This is a genomic window from Paraburkholderia sediminicola (genome assembly GCF_046030555.1).
GTDB classification, from domain to species: domain Bacteria; phylum Pseudomonadota; class Gammaproteobacteria; order Burkholderiales; family Burkholderiaceae; genus Paraburkholderia; species Paraburkholderia sediminicola_E.
In genome coordinates this window covers 71,480-87,250 of sequence record NZ_JAQQCH010000024.1, presented here as the reverse complement: position 1 = coordinate 87,250, position 15,771 = coordinate 71,480, and the positions used below count along the sequence as shown (strand labels likewise).

The window sequence follows — 15,771 nt, the reverse complement described above, 5'->3', positions numbered from 1 at the left end:
GCCGAGACGCGCGCCCTCGCCCCTCGTCCTCTGCTACTGCCGCCGCCGCGATCCACGCGCACTCGGCATCGAGCGCAAACCCGTGCGCTCGATGGTGAAGCGGAACGTGCGCGTCAGGCGCTCACCGCGTCCCAGCATCGTCATGCCGTTCTCGCACGCGCCGCCGGCCAGATTCATCGCGTTGATCGGATGATCGACCGGCTCGAAGCAGAAGAAGTCTTCGCCCGGTGGCGTGTACAGCACGTAATAGTCGGTGTCGGCGGCGATATTCAGCGACAGTCGCCGCTTTGGCCAGACCACCGCCGCCTGTCCACTCCAGCCCGTGAACGCGTGATTGACGATGGCTTCCGGCAGCGGATAGGCCACGCCGAATTGCCACGCGGGCGGCGCCGGCACATGACGCACCGGCAGCCAGTTATCGCCGGAGAGCCACAGGCCGCCGGCCGCGGCCGACAATTCGGTATCCGCGTCACGCACGAAAAACGGATGGACGCCCAGCCCGAAAGGCAGCGCCTCACGGCCGGCGTTCTCGATTTCCAGCGTGATGGCGAGCGTGGGGCCGTCCAGCGTATAGGTTTGCGACGCGCGGAATGCGTATGGTTTGCCGTCGTGGCGATCGAGCGTCAGACGGACATTTTCGCGGTCCGATTCGGCGACCTGCCAGGCTGAGAGCCACCCGTCGCCATGAATCGGAAAGGGTTCGTCGGTACGATTTTGCGGCACATCGACCCGCCGTCCCGCCACATTGAAATGACCGCCGCCGATCCGGTTCGAATACGGCAGCAACGGATAGCAGGCGAGCTGGTTCGGCTCGGTATCCGTTGAAACATGACGGCAACGCCGGAAGATCGGCGTGAGCGCGCCGTCGTTGCGCCAGTCGAAACGGGTGACGCCGCCGCCGAGCGTCGGTGCGACATCGAGACGCAAATGCGCGTTGGCAAGCGTGACGCACGCAAGCTCGCCGCCGCTTGTCTCACCGATCGCAACCGCCGACGTACTGGGACCCGGAAGCACCGGATTGGCCGCTGCGTTGAGTCGCGCGCGTCGGGTCTGAGAAGAAGCAGAAACAAGATTCGCAACAGTCATATCTGGCTCCATCGAGAGGCGTGGGACGTTGCCGTCATTGCTGACGGATGCTGTTGGGCGATTTTTTGCACAGGTCGCCTCTGGGTCCGAACTGCATGCTGCCGATTTGCTGCCAGTCTTGCTGGCATTGGGTTTGCGATATCAACTGCTGATTCACCTTCAAAGTCACTGCTCGACTGCACTCCGCTGCGGCCTCGACACTCAAGCCAGGTCATTCTGCGCTATCCTGGCGAGCCTTGAAACACCGGCTCCGGCAAACCCCGTCGCCCGGGCGTCGCGATGAACACGCCGCCCGCGCGGGAATCGCCCGCGAGCGCTGTGGCATCGAGATCGATGCGCGCGCTCGTGATGTACAGCGTGCCGAGTTGCTCACGCCCCGCAGGCAGTCTCCGCGTGGGACCGCCAAACGCGACGCAACTCGGCTGCGCGGTCGGCACGTCGACGCGTTCGGTTTCCACGCCGTCGGGGCCATATCGCACCACTCGCCGGCCACCCCATTGCGCGTTCCACAAACCGCCGTCGCGGTCGATGGTCGAGCCGTCGGGCTCGCCGGTGGCGTCCGTCAATTTCGTGAAGACGCGGTCGTTTGCGATGCTGCCGTTCGCGCGATAGTCGCAGACGCGGATTTCACGCGTCGGCGAATCGCAGTAGTACATCGTCGCGCCGTCCGGACTGAACGCGATGCCGTTCGAAATCGCCGGCGCGGGTAGCGGCAAACGCTCCAGCGACAAATCATGGTTCAACCGATAAAACCCGCCGATCGCTTGCAACGGCGAGCCTTCGTCTTTGGTACCGAAGACAAAACGACCCTGGCGATCGCAGCGTCCGTCGTTCACCCGCGTGTTCAAGCCAGCTTCGACATCGACGATGCGCTGCGTTTCGCCGGTCGCCAGATCGAAGAACGCCAGGTGTGTCGCCAATCCGAGCAGCAGGTAGTGAGGATCAGCGCACAGCGCGAACGTAGCAAGACGCTCGGGCATGCGCCAGAACGTGCTGCGGCCATCGCTCGGGTCATAGCGCCACAGGCGCGCGCCCTCGATATCGGTCCAGTAAAAGCGGCCGGTTTTTGCGCACCACGTCGCGCCTTCACCGAGCGTGCATTTCGTGTCGAGCAGCAGCGCCGCACGAGATGTACGCACATCCGCATGCAGCCCACCGCCCGCGTTCACGCCCAGCCTCCGTCCACAACGATGTCTTGCGCCGTGATCATCCTGCTGTCGTCGGCGGCGAGGAACAGCGCCATGCGCGCGAGATCGGCGGGCTCCAGTTCAGCGTCGATGCACTGACCTTCCTTGATCGAGCGACGGCCCGCGTCGTCGAGCCACAAACGCTTCTGCTTTTCCGTCATCACCCAACCCGGCACCAGCGTATTGACGCGAATATTGAAGTGGCCGAGGTCGCGCGCGAGGCCGCGCGTCAAACCCTGCACCGCCGATTTCGACATCACGTACACCGGGTAGCCGCCGTTCTTCAACATCCAGCTGATAGAGCCGAGGTTGATGATCGAACCCGCGTTGGCAGCTTTCATGTCCTCCATCACCGCCTGGGCCGCGAAGAACTGGTGACGGATATTCACCGCGATGCCCGCATCGAAAAACTCACGCGTCACGTCACCGATCGCATGGCGTTTGTCGTTCGCCGCGTTGTTCACCAGTACCTGAATCGGACCGAGCGCAGCCTTCACGTCGGCGATCGCTTTTTGCAGCGCGTCAACGTCGGTCAGATCGCAAGGCAGGAACAGCGGCTTGTGTTTCGAATCGCCGAGTTCATCGGCGAGCGCGTCGCCCGCGGTCGCATCGATATCGAAGAACGCCACGCGCGCGCCTTGCGCCGCGAAATGCTCGACGAACGATGCGCCGATTCCGGTCGCGCCACCCGTAATCAACACGGTTCGGTCGACGAGACTCGGATAGCGGGCAAACGCGTTATCCGCGAGACGGTCGTTTGCATTGGCCGGAGACGACATCGTTCGATTCCTTTTAGAGCAAAGTAAGCAGGTCGCGCAATGAGTCGCGGGTTAGTCCCGCGAGCCGCGGTTCTTCAACTGGTCGAGCAGCACAGCGGCGAGCAGAATCGCGCCGCGCACGAGGTACTGATAGAACGCGTCGATGTTCATCAGGTTCATCACGTTCTCGACCGTACCCATGATCAGCACGCCGATCACGACACCGGAGATCGTCGCGCGACCGCCGAGCAGCGACACGCCGCCCAACACGCAAGCCGAAATCACGTTCAGCTCAAAGCCTTCCGCCGCATTCGGCTGACCCGACGTAATCCGCGAAGCCAGAATCACACCGGCCAGCGCGGTGACGGCGCCCTGGATCAGGAAGATATAAACGCGCGTACGTTCGACGTTGATACCGGCAAGCCGCGAGGCCTCCGGATTACCGCCGATTGCCAGCGTATTACGGCCATATACGGTCTGATTGAGCATCACGCCAAATACGATGAAGCACAGCAGCGTGACCCAGATCGGCAGCGACACGCCGAAGAAGCTCAAACCGCCCAGCGCGATAAACGTATCCGACGACACGCCCACGGCCTGCCCGTGCGACACGATAAAGCCAAGGCCGCGGACGATTTCCATCGTCGCGAGCGTCGTGATCAGCGCATTGATGCGCAGATACGCAATCACCGCGCCGTTCACGAAACCGATCACCGCACCCGCTGCCACCGCGGCGATGATCGCGATGAACGTATTGCCCGTGGCATTCAGCACCATCGCGCACAGCACGCCGGCGAACGCGACCGTCGAACCCACCGACAGGTCGAAATCGCGCGAGGCCAGACAGAACATCATCGTGCACGCGACCATGCCGATCTGCGAGATCGACAGCGCGAGACCCAGCATGTTCTCGATCGAGAAGAAGTGGTCGACCGTCAGCGACATCGTGATGAACATCACGATGAAGATCAGGATCAGGCTGTACTCGGTGATCTGCTGCCACCATTTCGCCTTGTCGTTGCCTTGCGGAATCAGCGCTTCGGCCGCACTTTTTGCGGCTTGTTGCGCGAGGTTTTCTCTGGCTTGCATTTTGAAGACTCCTCCCGTTCCCCACGGGTTGCCGGACTTGCGTCCAGATAATGTTCAGGCCGCTTGCTCGGTGGCTGCGGTTTCGGTTCCGGGCAGTGCGGTCGAGCTTTGCGGCAATGCGAGGCTCAACACCGTTTGTTCCGTTGCGTCCTTGCGTGACAGTTCGCCGGAGATCCGGCCCTGACGCATCACGACAATCCGGTCGGACACGCCGAGCACTTCCGGCAATTCCGACGAAATCATTACGATCGCGCAGCCACGTTCGGCCAGCTGATAAATCACGTTATAGATCTCATGCTTCGCACCGACGTCGATTCCGCGCGTCGGTTCGTCGAGAATCACCACTTTCAGATCGGGCTCGGCCAGCCAGCGCGACAAAATCGCCTTCTGCTGGTTGCCGCCCGACAGGAAGCGGATCTTCTGGCGGCGGCTCGGCGTCTTGATCTTAAGCAGCTTGATAAAACGGTCGGCGGTTTCCGCTTCTTTCTTGCGGTCGAGGAACATCCCCGCGCGCAGATAGTGACGGCGGCAACTGATATTGATGTTCTCCGACACGGTCGCCATCGCGACGATGCCCTCTTCCTTGCGGTCTTCCGGGCACAGCACGATGCCGTGCCTGATCGCTTCGCCCGCGCTGCGCACCTTGATCGGTTTGCCATCGAGCACGATTTCGCCGCCCTTCTTGTGATCGGCGCCGTACACCAGATGCATCAGTTCGCTGCGGCCCGCGCCCACCAGACCGAAGAAGCCAACGATCTCGCCACGCCGCACTTCGAAACTGGCGGGCTGCGAAAGCGAATGACCTTCGATCGCTTTCGCAGCGAAGCGCACTTCGCCCAGCGCACGCGCTGAATAGTTATAGATGTCGGCGATTTCACGTCCGACCATTTCACTGACGATGGTGTCGCGCGACACGCCCTCGAGCGTCGGATGCGAGGCGATTTTGCGGCCGTCGCGGAAAATCGTGCAGGCGTCGCACAGTTCGTAGATCTCGTCCATACGGTGCGAGATGTAGATCATTGCGCGATTGTCGGCACGCAGATCGCGCACCAGCTTGAACAGCACTTCGGTCTCGCGATGCGACAGCGAGCTGGTCGGTTCATCCAGTGCGATCACGCGCGCGTTACGCAGCAGCGCCTTGCAGATTTCGACCATCTGCCGTTGCGCGATCGAGAGCTTCCTCAGCTTCGCGTTTGGATCGAGCGCCACGCCCATCGCTTCGAGGCGTTCACGCACGAAGCGCTTGGCTTCGCGCTTGTTGACCCAGCCAAGCGAGTTCGGCAACTGGCCGAGCAGCAGGTTTTCCGCAACCGTCAGATCGGGCACGTATTGCAGTTCCTGGTGAATCACCGCGATCCCCGCCGCGATCGACGATGCCGCGCTCGTAAAGCGCACCTCATTGCCATCGATCATCACGCGACCGGAGTCGGGCTGATATTCACCGCCGAGAATCTTCAGCAGGGTCGATTTCCCTGCACCGTTTTCGCCCATCAGGCCGTGCACCTGGCCGACGTTGACGTCGAAGGACACACCGTCGAGCGCGCGCACGCCTGGAAAGACTTTGCCGATATTGTCAAAACGTAGCGTCGCTGACACTTCGCCTCCTATGCCGACCGGTGTTAGTGCTTCAACACCGACTCCGGTCCCATGCAATTAATTGCTGCTTCGTGTGAACCGTGCTTTTAAGTGCCACATGGGCACGAAGCATGGTCTGTCTCAACTGCTGAACTTGTATTACTGCTGCCGGTACGCCCAATCCCTGGAGAAACGACGCACCGGCAGTTCACTTCATTTGACTACGCTACAGCTGCTTAATTTGCCGCGAGGCCCATCTTCTGGCGCACATCGGCGACGTTGTCACGCGTAGCCAGCATGCCGGTCGTCAGCGTGAGCATCGGCGGTTCCTTGCCTTGCGTGATCCAGTCGTACATCAGCGTCGAGGTTTCTTCGCCGTGACGCTTCGGGCTGATGATGACCGTGCCGTAGAAGCCGGTCGGCGTCGGCTTCTTGAACTCGTTCAATGCCGAGTCCGAACCGCCGATGCCGATACCGATCATGTTGTCCGCCTTGAAGCCGCGGCCTTCCGCTGCGCGCACCGCGCCGAGCACACCTTCGTCGTTCAGCGCGTAAGCCACCCAGTGCTTGAACTGCGGGTTCTTGGTGAACGCGATGTTGGCTGCGTTGAAGGCGTTTTCCGTGTCGGTCTTCGCTTGCGGCGCTTCAATCACGTTGGCCTTCGGGAAACCAGCGGCGACGAGTGCAGCGGTTGCACCGGTGGTACGGTCAACGGCGGTAGGCAACTGGTTGTAGGTCACGTCGATTGCGCCCACATCTTTCATGTCCCAGCCACGCTTCTTGATTTCCGCAGCCAGGCCGTCGCCCACCTGCTTGCCGATGTTGTACGCCGAGATGCCCATATGCGGCACCGACGCGATCGGCTTGCCCGCGCCGTCGACGAGGCGGTCGTCGACCGTCATCATCTTCAGGCCGTCGGCCTTCGCCTTGGCAACGATGCCCGGTCCGAGCTTGACGTCAGGCGTGCAGATCACAAAACCTTGCGCTTTCTGAGCCGACAGGTTGTCGATTGCGCTCATGACCTTCTCGCCCGACGGCGCGCCGATCTTCACCAGCGTGAAGCCCTTCTCCTTGGCGGCCATTTCCGCGAACTTCCATTCGTCCTGGAACCACGGTTCTTCCGGCTGCTTCACGAGAAAGCCGATCTTGACCGGATCCGCGGCTTGCGCGACCGGTGCATTGAAGAGCACACCCGTCGCCGCTGCTGCCAGCGTGAGGAAAATTCTTCGTTTCATGATGCGTGTCTCCTGACTAATTGATAACGAGAAGGTATCGGCCGCGTCTTCTTGTACCGGTTGTGACACACGCGGCCAGCGCGTCGTCCGGTGAAACCTGGGTGCTTTGTTCTGGCCTGTTCCTGCTGCCTGTTTGCTTCTTTTCCTATTGCCTGTTCTTGTGCTGGCGCTGCGGGTTCCGCTTCCTGTTGCGTGCTGGTCCGCTACGTTCAGTCGTGATACAGCACCGAGCGACCGCCATCCACCGTGATGCAGGTGGCGTTGATGAACGGCGCTTCATCCGAGGCGAGAAACACCGCCGTCATCGCCACTTCTTCCGGGCGGCCGATGCGCTTCATCGGTTGCAGATCAAGCGTCGCCTGCTTCGCGGCCGCCGGATCGGCTTGTTCGTTCCACCAGTCGTGCGTCAATTGCGTTTCGATATACCCCGGCGCGATCGCGTTGACCCGCACATTGCGCGGCGCGTATTCGATGCCAAGCGCGCGCGTCAGACCGATCACGCCGTGCTTCGCGACTGGGTACGGAAAACACCCCGGAATGATCTTGAACGCATGCGTGGACGCGATATTCACGATGCTGCCCGCGCCGCGTTCGACCATACCCGGCAACACCGCGCGGCACCCGTTCCATACGCCGTCGAGATCGACCGCGAAGCAGCGGCGCCAGTCGTCGTCGGTCATCGTCAGCGGATCGCAGAACACGTTGATACCGGCGTTGTTGACGAGCACGTCGAGCGCGCCGAACGCGTGTTCGGCCTCGCTCACCGCGTGCTGAACCGACGCCGACTGCGTCACATCCGTCTGCACCGCCAGCGCGCGTCCGCCGGTTTGCAGCTTGATCTGCTCGGCCGTCTGCTGCGCGGTTTCCATATCGAGTTCAGCCAGCACGACCGCCGCGCCTTCGCGCGCAAACGCAAGCGCGATCGCCGCACCGATGCCACGCCCAGCGCCGGTGATCAACGCAGCTTTGCCGGCAAGCCGCTTCATTTCTTCGCACCTGCGCGGGCGATACGCAACCCGTTGATAAACGCCTTCGCATGCGACGCCGTCACAGCGACGCTCTGACCCGGCTTGTACAGCGCCGAGCCGAGGCCGAAGCCATTTGCGCCGGCGCTGAGGAACGGGCCCATATTGTCCGGCGTGATCCCGCCGACCGGCACCAGCGGTACTTCTGCCGCGATTACCGCGCGCCACGCCTTTACGACCTGGCAGCCGAGTTGCTCAGCGGGGAACATCTTCAGCACGTCAGCGCCATTTTTCAGCGCGATGAAGGCTTCGTTCGGCGTCGCCACGCCCGGCGCGCAGGCCATGCCTTGCGCTTTCGCGGCACCGACGACCTCCGGGTCGCTATGCGGCATCACGATCAGCTCGCCGCCCGCCGACTTCACGTCATTCACGAAACTGGAATGCAGCACCGTGCCCGCACCGACGATCGCATCGGCCGGCAACGCTTTGCGGATCGCCGCGATGCTGTCGAACGGCCGCGGCGAATTCAACGGCACTTCGACGATGCGAAAGCCGGCTTCGTAAAGCGCCTGACCGTGCTCGGCGGCATCCGCAGGCGTCACACCGCGCATGATCGCGATCAGCGGACAGACCTCGAACGCCGCGATCAGACCCGCATGCGGCATGTACGGGGCGGGAAGATTGATGTGAGGTTGCATCTCGTTTCCTTGTTTCGTAGGCGGCGGCGCTGCCGGTTAGCCGACGTGCGCCGCTTGAGGCGTGGGATTGACGAGCCCCGCCTGGGTGGCGACACGCCACAGACCGCGCTCGGTAGCGTGCTTCACCAGCTCCGCGTGCGTGCAGCCGAATTGCGCAAGCGCCACGCGATAGCGTTCGCACAGCGCTTCATTGCCGATCAGGCGCAAGTGCTGCCGCGCGAGCGAGCTTTGCTGTTGCGTGAGCACGGCTTCGAGACCGGCCAGTTCGTGCCCGATCAGCAAGCCCGACAGATAGTCTGGCTGCTGTTCGCGTGAAAGTTGTCCAGTAAGGCCTAGCGTGCGCGCGCTGAATACGGTGGCCAGCATTCCCGCCTGACCTTTGTCGCGGGCGATGTTCACGCCGCGCAGAAATGCTTCGTTATCAGGACGATCCGGCGTGATCATCGTGCGCCCGAGAATAGTGTGTTCGCGCAATGCCGCGAACACTTCTCCGGTCATGAAGGTATGAAAGCGCTCGATGCGCCCCGCCTCCACGACGGCCCATTTCGCGTGGGTGCCCGGCAAGCCGATCAGTGTGCGCTTGCTGCTGTCCACGGCCCCTGTGTCCTGACCGAGTGCGCCGAATATCTGGGTTTCCTCGCCGCGCATCACGTTCGGCAGTTCGCCGCGTTGCAGGACGCCCGGCACGATGTGCAGCGTCGCGCCACAGGCGGCTTTTACCCGGACGATGCCCGCCACCAGCGCATCGGCATTCGCCGGCGCATCGACATACGGTGCTTCGACCCAGCCTTGTGCGCTGCCGACCATACCGGCTGCGATCACCGGTACGGCGGGCGTCTGCTCGAGCCAGGCGCCGCACGCGTCCTCGAAGGCGGCATCAAAGCCGCCGTGCTCGGCGCCAAGCGGCAAATTCATGATGCCGGCCGTCGATGCCCGCGTCGCCAGCACCTCGCCGGCCGCGTCGTACAGATAGGCGCGCAGCGACGTCGTGCCCCAGTCAAGCGCAATGAGCGCTGCGTGCTGGAGGTTGGCGTCGGCGGTCGCGGTGGCATCATTCACCGGATTGCCCGCGTGCGTGTGAGAACCCGCTCGCTTCATCGTTTGATCCTGCGGGTTGCCGGTTGCGGGGCACGCCAGCCGAGTTCTTCCGAGATCGCGCGCGCTTCGCGCTGCACGACCGGAATCAGTTCATCCATGCGTTCGAGCGACATATACGGAATCGTGCTCGCCACCGACAGCGCAGCCACCACCGCGCCCGACGCATCGCGCACCGGCGCCGCAACGCAACGGATCGACGCTTCGTTTTCTTCAAGGTCGAAGGTGTAGCCACCGGCGGCGTAGTTGGTCATACGCTGCATGAAGGTCACCGCGTCCGGGCGGTTATCCGGCTTGAAACTGACGCCGGCGAGCGCGCGCCGCGATGCTTCGAAGAGCGACTGCCATACGTCCGGCGTGAGGTCGAGCATCATGGCTTTACCGATACCCGTCGACGCCAGCGGCATCCGGTGACCGACGCGCGAACGCATTTCGAGGCCGCGGGTGCCGGGGATCTTGTCGATGTACAGCACGTCGTCACCGTCGCGCACGCCGAGGTGGATCGTATCGAGTGTCTGTTCCGCGAGCGATTCGAGATGCTGACGAGCCACTGCGGTGAGCGGCATCTGTTCGAGCGCGATGGTGCCGAGTTCGATCAGCTTCGGGCCGAGCAGATAGCCGCCTTGCACTTGCCGCAGATAGCGCGCCTGCACGAGGCTGCTCACCAGCCGATGCGTGGTACTGCGGGTCGTGCCGAGCGCCGCGCCGAAGGTACGCAGATCGCGCACGCCGGCGGCAGCAGCTTCCAGAATCGCGAGGCCACGCAGCAGCGTTTGCGTGCCGGCTTGTTGCGGCGTGATGTCGAGCAGCGTGCTCGGCAACGCGATTTCGTCGATCACAGCCGGTTGCGCGCTGACGCGGTGTGCTTTTGCGGCATGGGCAGCCGGCAGCGGCGCAGCGCCGGTCGCGTGATCGGCTTGCGGTGCCAGTTCGGCTTCGGACGCGCGGACGGCGTGAGTGGGCATCGCTTTGTTCATGGCGATTAGCTTTTCGGTGGTTTTTTGCGCTTACAGCGCGGGGCCGGAGAGGAAGCCTGTTTTGCTCGCGGCGCAGTGCGTGTTGCCGATGGCGCGGGCATGCGGGTGCTGCCTTTGGGTCTTAGGCATGGTTTGACTTGTCTCCGGTTTTTTTCTTGCTGTCGCTGGTCGCGGCCAATTTTTCTGGCTAGCGGTAGCGCGTTGGGTGGATTGTAGGTCGGTTTTTGAGAAATCTCCAATATGTGAGTGTTGGATTCATATAATGGGATCTCCCCTGCCGGGGTGGTTTTGATTGCCCTGCGGGCGGGTTTTGGATGTGTTTTTTGGCGGAGATGTCTTTTGGTGAGTTGGTTGTCGTCGTTTGTTTGTCTGTGTTTTTATGGCGTTGGCCTTTCCTTGAATTCTTATTGGTCTGTTAGCGTCGCCCCTGTGCGGGGCGGGCACTTACTTCTCTTTGCCACCGCCGCAAAGAGAAGTAAGCAAGAGAAAGCGGCTCACACCGCTAATTCTTAAGCGGGTCCCCCGCACAGCCACCGTAGTGGTGCATCTGGAATCCGTGTCCTCGCACATTCAGCCGGAGTGACACAGCACTCATCAACTCCCACTCCGCACTGCGTGCGTCGCGGATGGGGCTGCCTTGGAAACCCGGGGCTTTGGTTACGCGTGGTGGGGCCATCGGCTTTGCCTCGCCGGAGACAAGTCTGGAAAGAAACCCAAGGGCTTCGTTTGAAGGCCGTGAGAGCCATCGACGTCGCCTTAGCGAAGACGGGGGCGTAGGAAACCAGGGGCTTCGTTTTGAGGCATTGGGGGATATCGGCTTCGCCTCGACGAGGACGAGTCTGCACGGGAAACCAGAGGCTGAAGCGCTGACGCATTGCGGGAATGTTGGAGACACAACGACAAGCCGCGGCGTCGGGTGAAGACGTGCGCGAAAACGATCAGATGGTTCCAGGAGATACGCGTCGGCGCGCGCAGCGCCGCCGGAAGTATGACGCCCTTGTCACTAACGCTGAATGTGCGAGGGCACGAATTCCAGATGCACCACTACCGTGGCTTGCGGGGGACCCGCTTAAGAATTAGCGGTTTGAGCCGCTTTCTCTTGCTTACTTCTCTTCGCGGCGGCAAAGAGAAGTAAGTGCCCGCCCCGCACAGGGGCGACGCTAATAGACCACTAAGAAATCAAGGAAAGGCCAACGCCATAAAAACACAGACAAACAAGCGCCGAACACGCATCAGATCAAGAAAAACCCAACGCCGTAGGCAATCAAAAACACCCCCGCCGAACAGGCAAAAACAAAACCTTAATCCGGCAATTCCGCCGCCCCCATCCGCCGGGCAATCACACGCGAACGCTGGGCGAGATACCCCGAGCCCCTGTGCTCGTCGAAGTACTTTGGCTGCGGCAGCATCACCGCCAAACGGGCCGACTGCCCAGCAGTCAATTTAGCAGCGGACGTCTTGTAGTAATAATGCGCGGCCGCCTCAGCACCATAAACCCCATTCCCCCACTCAACGGAGTTGAGATAAATCTCAAAGATCCGCTGCTTGTCCATCAGCGTCTCGAGCATCCACGTGATGATCAATTCCTGACCCTTGCGGATGTAACTCTTCTCCCGCGACAAAAACAGATTCCGCGCCAACTGCTGGGTGATCGTCGAGCCGCCGCGAACAATCTTGCCCTTGGTCTTATTCCGCTCCCACGCCTGCAAAATGGCATCCGTCTCGTAGCCATTGTTAGTCACGAAATTCGCGTCTTCGGAAGCGATAATCGCCCGCTTCAGATTGTGTGAAATCTGCTCATACGGCACCCATGTATGCTGCACAGACAGATCAGGCCGATCTTCCGACAACTGCCACGCATCCGAGCGCATGAAAGCTGTCGACTGGGGATTCACGTAATTCCACACCGCGATCTGCGCGAAGTAAAACGCCTGCGTCGCAAGCCAAGCAATCGCCACCACGGCGCCCAGATAAAACATCCATCGCGCCGGACCTGGCCGGCTCGCGCGCCGCGTTGCTGTCATCGTGGTCTCAATCCCCGAGTCGGTGAGTTCCGGAAAGTAAAACAGCGGTCTAGACGTGCGACGGCGCCGTCAACAGCGCACGCAATTCGGCCAGCACCGGCGCGCTGTCGGGCCGCACACCTCGCCACACGTAAAACGATTCGGCTGCCTGCTCGACCAGCATGCCGAGACCGTCGGCGCCGCGCGCACCCAGCTTCTGCGCGTGTTCCATGAACACCGTCGGATGCGCGCCGTACATCATGTCGTAAGCGAGCGTCCCGCTGCCGAACGCGCGGTCGTCGCACTCGGGCAACGAAGCATCCAGACTACCCGCCGTCGCGTTGACGATCACGTCGTACTCGCCCGCCTCAATCGCTCGCGCGCTGCCGCCGGTCAGACGGCAAGCGGCGTCGCCCGCAGCTTGCGCAAACTGGTCGACGAGCGCTTCGGCCTTCGCCGCAGTACGGTTGACAATCGTCAGCGTGTGCGGCGCGCGGTCCAGCATCGGCAGCACGACGCCGCGCGCAGCGCCGCCCGCACCGAGCAGCAAAATCCGCGCGTCCTTCAGCGAAACGCCGAGATTGACTTCGATGTCTCGCACGAGGCCAAAGCCGTCCGTGTTGTCACCGTAGATGCCGCCCGCGTCGAACCGCAGGGTGTTCACCGCGCCAGCCGCCGCCGCGCGCGGCGACAGGGTGTTGGCGAACGCGTGCGCGTCGAGCTTGAACGGCACCGTCACGTTCAGGCCACGGCCGCCCGCTTCGATAAAAGCGCGCACATGCGGCACGAATGCATCCACGGGCGCGAGCAGGTGCCCGTACTCGATCGGCTCGCCGGTCTGCGCGGCAAAGCGGCCATGAATGAACGGCGATTTGCTATGCCCGACCGGGTTGCCGATGACCGCGTAGCGGTCGCGTGAAGCGCTGGCGATCATCGCCCCGGCTCCGCTACATGTTGCTGATCGGTTGCCGCATCGCTGGCACCGTCGCCGTTTTCGGCGTCGCCCTGCTCAGTTGCACCGCCGTCGAGGTCCGCTTCGGCTTGCGCCTCGGCTTCGCCTTCAGCGCTTTCATCCGCCACGTCGATGATTTCCTCTTCACTCTCGTCGGCTTCCTCAGCTTCGCCGCCGCTCGTCACAGTCGGCGCGTCGAGCACGTGCAGCAGCCGCACGGACGCTTCGACGGTCAGTTCGTCAATCGACATCACTTCCATCTGCAAACGCGTACCGCGTGCATGCACGCCGAGACCCGGCACATGCAGCAGCAGCGGAATCTCTTCAAGGCGCACGAGATCGCCCTTCACCACCGACGCCACCACCTGCTTCCGGTTCTCCTGTTTCAGCCACCGCAGGCACCAGAAATACTCCATGCGGCGCTGGTGATCGGCATACGCGGTGTAGGTGTCGTCGAAACCTTGCACGACGGCGAACAGATCGGCGTCTTTAGGCTTGAACGGCGCCGCCAGTTTTGCGGTGACGCCATGCTGCACGCAGGCGAGCAACTGCCACTGGTTCACGAGATCGACGTAGCGACGCAGCGGCGACGTGCTCCACGCGTATTGCGTGACGCCCAGTCCTTCGTGCGGCGCGGCGTTGGTCTGCATGCGCGTGCGTTTCGGACCAGTCGGCGCGCCGAACGCACGTTGTGTGCGGTAGATGCCCGGCACACCGTGGTCGTGCAGGAACGCGCCCCACGACGAATTGGCGAGAATCGCGAGCTCCGCGACAATCGTATCGAGCGGCGATCCGCGCCGGCGCGGCGTAATCGTGATGTGCTCGTCTTCCACGTAGAAGTTGAAATCGGTGTTGCGCTGCACTTCGCGGGGCAGGCCGTAACCGGCGCGCGCAGTCTGACGCTTTTCGAACAACGCCTGCGCGAACGGCCACAGCACGGCAATGTCTTCCTTGTGCGGATAGTCGCCGGTGCCGGCGGCGAGCGCCTCTTCGGTGACCAGTTCGTCCAGCGTGTTGTGGCGCAAATTGTTCTTCACGAACACGCGCTCGGCGCGGGTTTCGCTAGCCACGATTTCCTGCGTCTCGCGATTGATGATCACATACAGCGACAAAGCCGGCCGCAAGCCGCCTTCAGCCAGCGTGAACGCTTCGACAACGCTATCCGGCAGCATCGTGATCTTGTCGCCCGGCATATAGACGGTCGACAAACGCGTGCGCGCGATCGCATCGACATCGTCGCCACGCGCGATACCGAGCGCCGGCGCGGCGATGTGCACGCCGATCCGCACACGGCCGTCGGCCAGATGCTCGACGGAGAACGCATCGTCGATTTCAGTCGTGGTGATGTCGTCGATCGAGAATGCCTGTACATCGGCTTCCGGAAGATCTTCGGGCAGCGCGCCGACCGTGACTGGCGGAAAACCGGTGCCGTGCGGGAAAAATTCGGAAAGGAATTTCGCCTCGTGCAACGCACGGGCCGACGGAATAGCACCGCACTCAAGCATCAAACGCGCCTGCGAGATGCCACGCGCCGCTGCCGCGCCTTCGAGCGCCTTGTATTCGATCGTGTTTTTGTCCGGCCGGGTGAGCAAAGCCAGCGCCTTGCTGCCGCTGAAGCCTTCCGGCAAACGGCCTGCCTTCAGTTCGTCTTCGAAGCCGGCCTGCACCAGCGCCTGCTGACGCTTGCGCTCCAGCCCGGCGAGCGCCATCTTGAGTTGCTCCTGCGGCGCGCGCTGATACATGCCGCGGCCCTTGCGGCGGAAGTACACCGGCGCGCCATGCATGCGCAGCACCAGCGCCGCGCGCTCGATCGAACCAAACGTGTCGCCGAAGTACTCTGCGCCCAGCGTGGCAAACGGAAATTCGTCATCCGGCGCGCATTCCCACAGGAAGTCGAGATCGATATCCTGTGCGGCGGCGTCCGCCTGTTGCATCAATTCGCCGGCGGTCGGTTTTTCGAATTCGATCAGCACATCTTTCGCGCGCACCTTGGCGCGCCGGCCGCCCGGCAGCTCGACCTGAAACGCATCGCCCTGGCGCGACAGCACGCTGCCCGCCTTGAAACTGCCCGATTCCTCGAAGAAAACGTTCACTCAATACTCTCGTTCTGACTTGCATCTGCCGGCGCGCCCGATTGGGTTCAGCTATCGG

The 15,771-nt window shown here is 62.4% G+C and carries 13 protein-coding genes; all 13 read right to left on the bottom strand.

All coding sequences use genetic code 11. The annotated features are described in order from the left end of the window. Positions 1-33: 33 nt before the first annotated feature. Positions 34-1,086: an aldose 1-epimerase gene (locus PQQ52_RS27870; protein WP_408218587.1), complete on the bottom strand. Its 1,053-nt coding sequence runs from the start codon at positions 1,084-1,086 to the stop codon at positions 34-36. Between the two features lie 221 nt (positions 1,087-1,307). Beyond that, on the bottom strand, positions 1,308-2,255 hold the full coding sequence (locus tag PQQ52_RS27865; RefSeq protein WP_408218584.1) for an SMP-30/gluconolactonase/LRE family protein: 948 nt from the start codon (positions 2,253-2,255) through the stop codon (positions 1,308-1,310). Then, a complete protein-coding gene (locus PQQ52_RS27860; protein ID WP_408218582.1) occupies positions 2,252-3,052 on the bottom strand; it encodes an SDR family NAD(P)-dependent oxidoreductase in 801 nt (266 codons plus the stop codon). Before PQQ52_RS27860 ends, PQQ52_RS27865 begins: the two co-directional genes overlap by 4 nt. A gap of 51 nt (positions 3,053-3,103) precedes the next feature. Continuing rightward, complete coding sequence (araH, locus tag PQQ52_RS27855) at positions 3,104-4,120, bottom strand: L-arabinose ABC transporter permease AraH (RefSeq protein ID WP_054034524.1); 1,017 nt, start codon at positions 4,118-4,120, stop codon at positions 3,104-3,106. Positions 4,121-4,174: 54 nt separating this feature from the next. Beyond that, positions 4,175-5,716, bottom strand: a complete 1,542-nt coding sequence (araG, locus tag PQQ52_RS27850; RefSeq protein ID WP_408218578.1) for an L-arabinose ABC transporter ATP-binding protein AraG — start codon at positions 5,714-5,716, stop codon at positions 4,175-4,177. A 215-nt stretch (positions 5,717-5,931) separates the two neighbouring features. Next, a complete protein-coding gene (locus PQQ52_RS27845) occupies positions 5,932-6,930 on the bottom strand; it encodes an arabinose ABC transporter substrate-binding protein (RefSeq protein WP_120289501.1) in 999 nt (332 codons plus the stop codon). Between the two features lie 209 nt (positions 6,931-7,139). Then, positions 7,140-7,916 carry an SDR family oxidoreductase gene (locus PQQ52_RS27840; protein ID WP_408218576.1) on the bottom strand — a complete coding sequence of 259 codons (777 nt, stop codon included), beginning with the start codon at positions 7,914-7,916 and terminating at the stop codon, positions 7,140-7,142. Beyond that, positions 7,913-8,593: a 2-dehydro-3-deoxy-6-phosphogalactonate aldolase gene (locus PQQ52_RS27835; protein ID WP_408218573.1), complete on the bottom strand. Its 681-nt coding sequence runs from the start codon at positions 8,591-8,593 to the stop codon at positions 7,913-7,915. The genes PQQ52_RS27840 and PQQ52_RS27835 overlap by 4 nt, the downstream gene beginning before the upstream one ends. A gap of 36 nt (positions 8,594-8,629) precedes the next feature. Beyond that, complete coding sequence (locus tag PQQ52_RS27830; protein WP_408218570.1) at positions 8,630-9,691, bottom strand: 2-dehydro-3-deoxygalactonokinase; 1,062 nt, start codon at positions 9,689-9,691, stop codon at positions 8,630-8,632. Then, a complete protein-coding gene (locus PQQ52_RS27825; RefSeq protein WP_408218568.1) occupies positions 9,688-10,665 on the bottom strand; it encodes an IclR family transcriptional regulator in 978 nt (325 codons plus the stop codon). The genes PQQ52_RS27830 and PQQ52_RS27825 overlap by 4 nt, the downstream gene beginning before the upstream one ends. Before the next feature lie 1,301 nt (positions 10,666-11,966). Then, positions 11,967-12,689, bottom strand: coding sequence for a monofunctional biosynthetic peptidoglycan transglycosylase (gene mtgA, locus PQQ52_RS27820; RefSeq protein ID WP_408218565.1), 723 nt, complete (start codon positions 12,687-12,689; stop codon positions 11,967-11,969). A gap of 49 nt (positions 12,690-12,738) precedes the next feature. Next, positions 12,739-13,602, bottom strand: a complete 864-nt coding sequence (gene aroE / locus PQQ52_RS27815; protein WP_408218562.1) for a shikimate dehydrogenase — start codon at positions 13,600-13,602, stop codon at positions 12,739-12,741. Further along, a complete protein-coding gene (locus PQQ52_RS27810; RefSeq protein WP_408218560.1) occupies positions 13,599-15,713 on the bottom strand; it encodes a ribonuclease catalytic domain-containing protein in 2,115 nt (704 codons plus the stop codon). The genes aroE and PQQ52_RS27810 overlap by 4 nt, the downstream gene beginning before the upstream one ends. Positions 15,714-15,771: the final 58 nt, after the last annotated feature.

Coding starts and splice junctions, on each gene's coding strand:
- PQQ52_RS27870 (WP_408218587.1), bottom strand. CDS start 1,086: ATGACTGTTGCGAATCTTGTTTCTGCTTCTTCTCAGACCCGACGCGCG.
- PQQ52_RS27860 (WP_408218582.1), bottom strand. CDS start 3,052: ATGTCGTCTCCGGCCAATGCAAACGACCGTCTCGCGGATAACGCGTTT.
- araH (WP_054034524.1), bottom strand. CDS start 4,120: ATGCAAGCCAGAGAAAACCTCGCGCAACAAGCCGCAAAAAGTGCGGCC.
- PQQ52_RS27845 (WP_120289501.1), bottom strand. CDS start 6,930: ATGAAACGAAGAATTTTCCTCACGCTGGCAGCAGCGGCGACGGGTGTG.
- PQQ52_RS27840 (WP_408218576.1), bottom strand. CDS start 7,916: ATGAAGCGGCTTGCCGGCAAAGCTGCGTTGATCACCGGCGCTGGGCGT.
- PQQ52_RS27835 (WP_408218573.1), bottom strand. CDS start 8,593: ATGCAACCTCACATCAATCTTCCCGCCCCGTACATGCCGCATGCGGGT.
- PQQ52_RS27830 (WP_408218570.1), bottom strand. CDS start 9,691: ATGAAGCGAGCGGGTTCTCACACGCACGCGGGCAATCCGGTGAATGAT.
- PQQ52_RS27825 (WP_408218568.1), bottom strand. CDS start 10,665: ATGAACAAAGCGATGCCCACTCACGCCGTCCGCGCGTCCGAAGCCGAA.
- mtgA (WP_408218565.1), bottom strand. CDS start 12,689: ATGACAGCAACGCGGCGCGCGAGCCGGCCAGGTCCGGCGCGATGGATG.
- aroE (WP_408218562.1), bottom strand. CDS start 13,602: ATGATCGCCAGCGCTTCACGCGACCGCTACGCGGTCATCGGCAACCCG.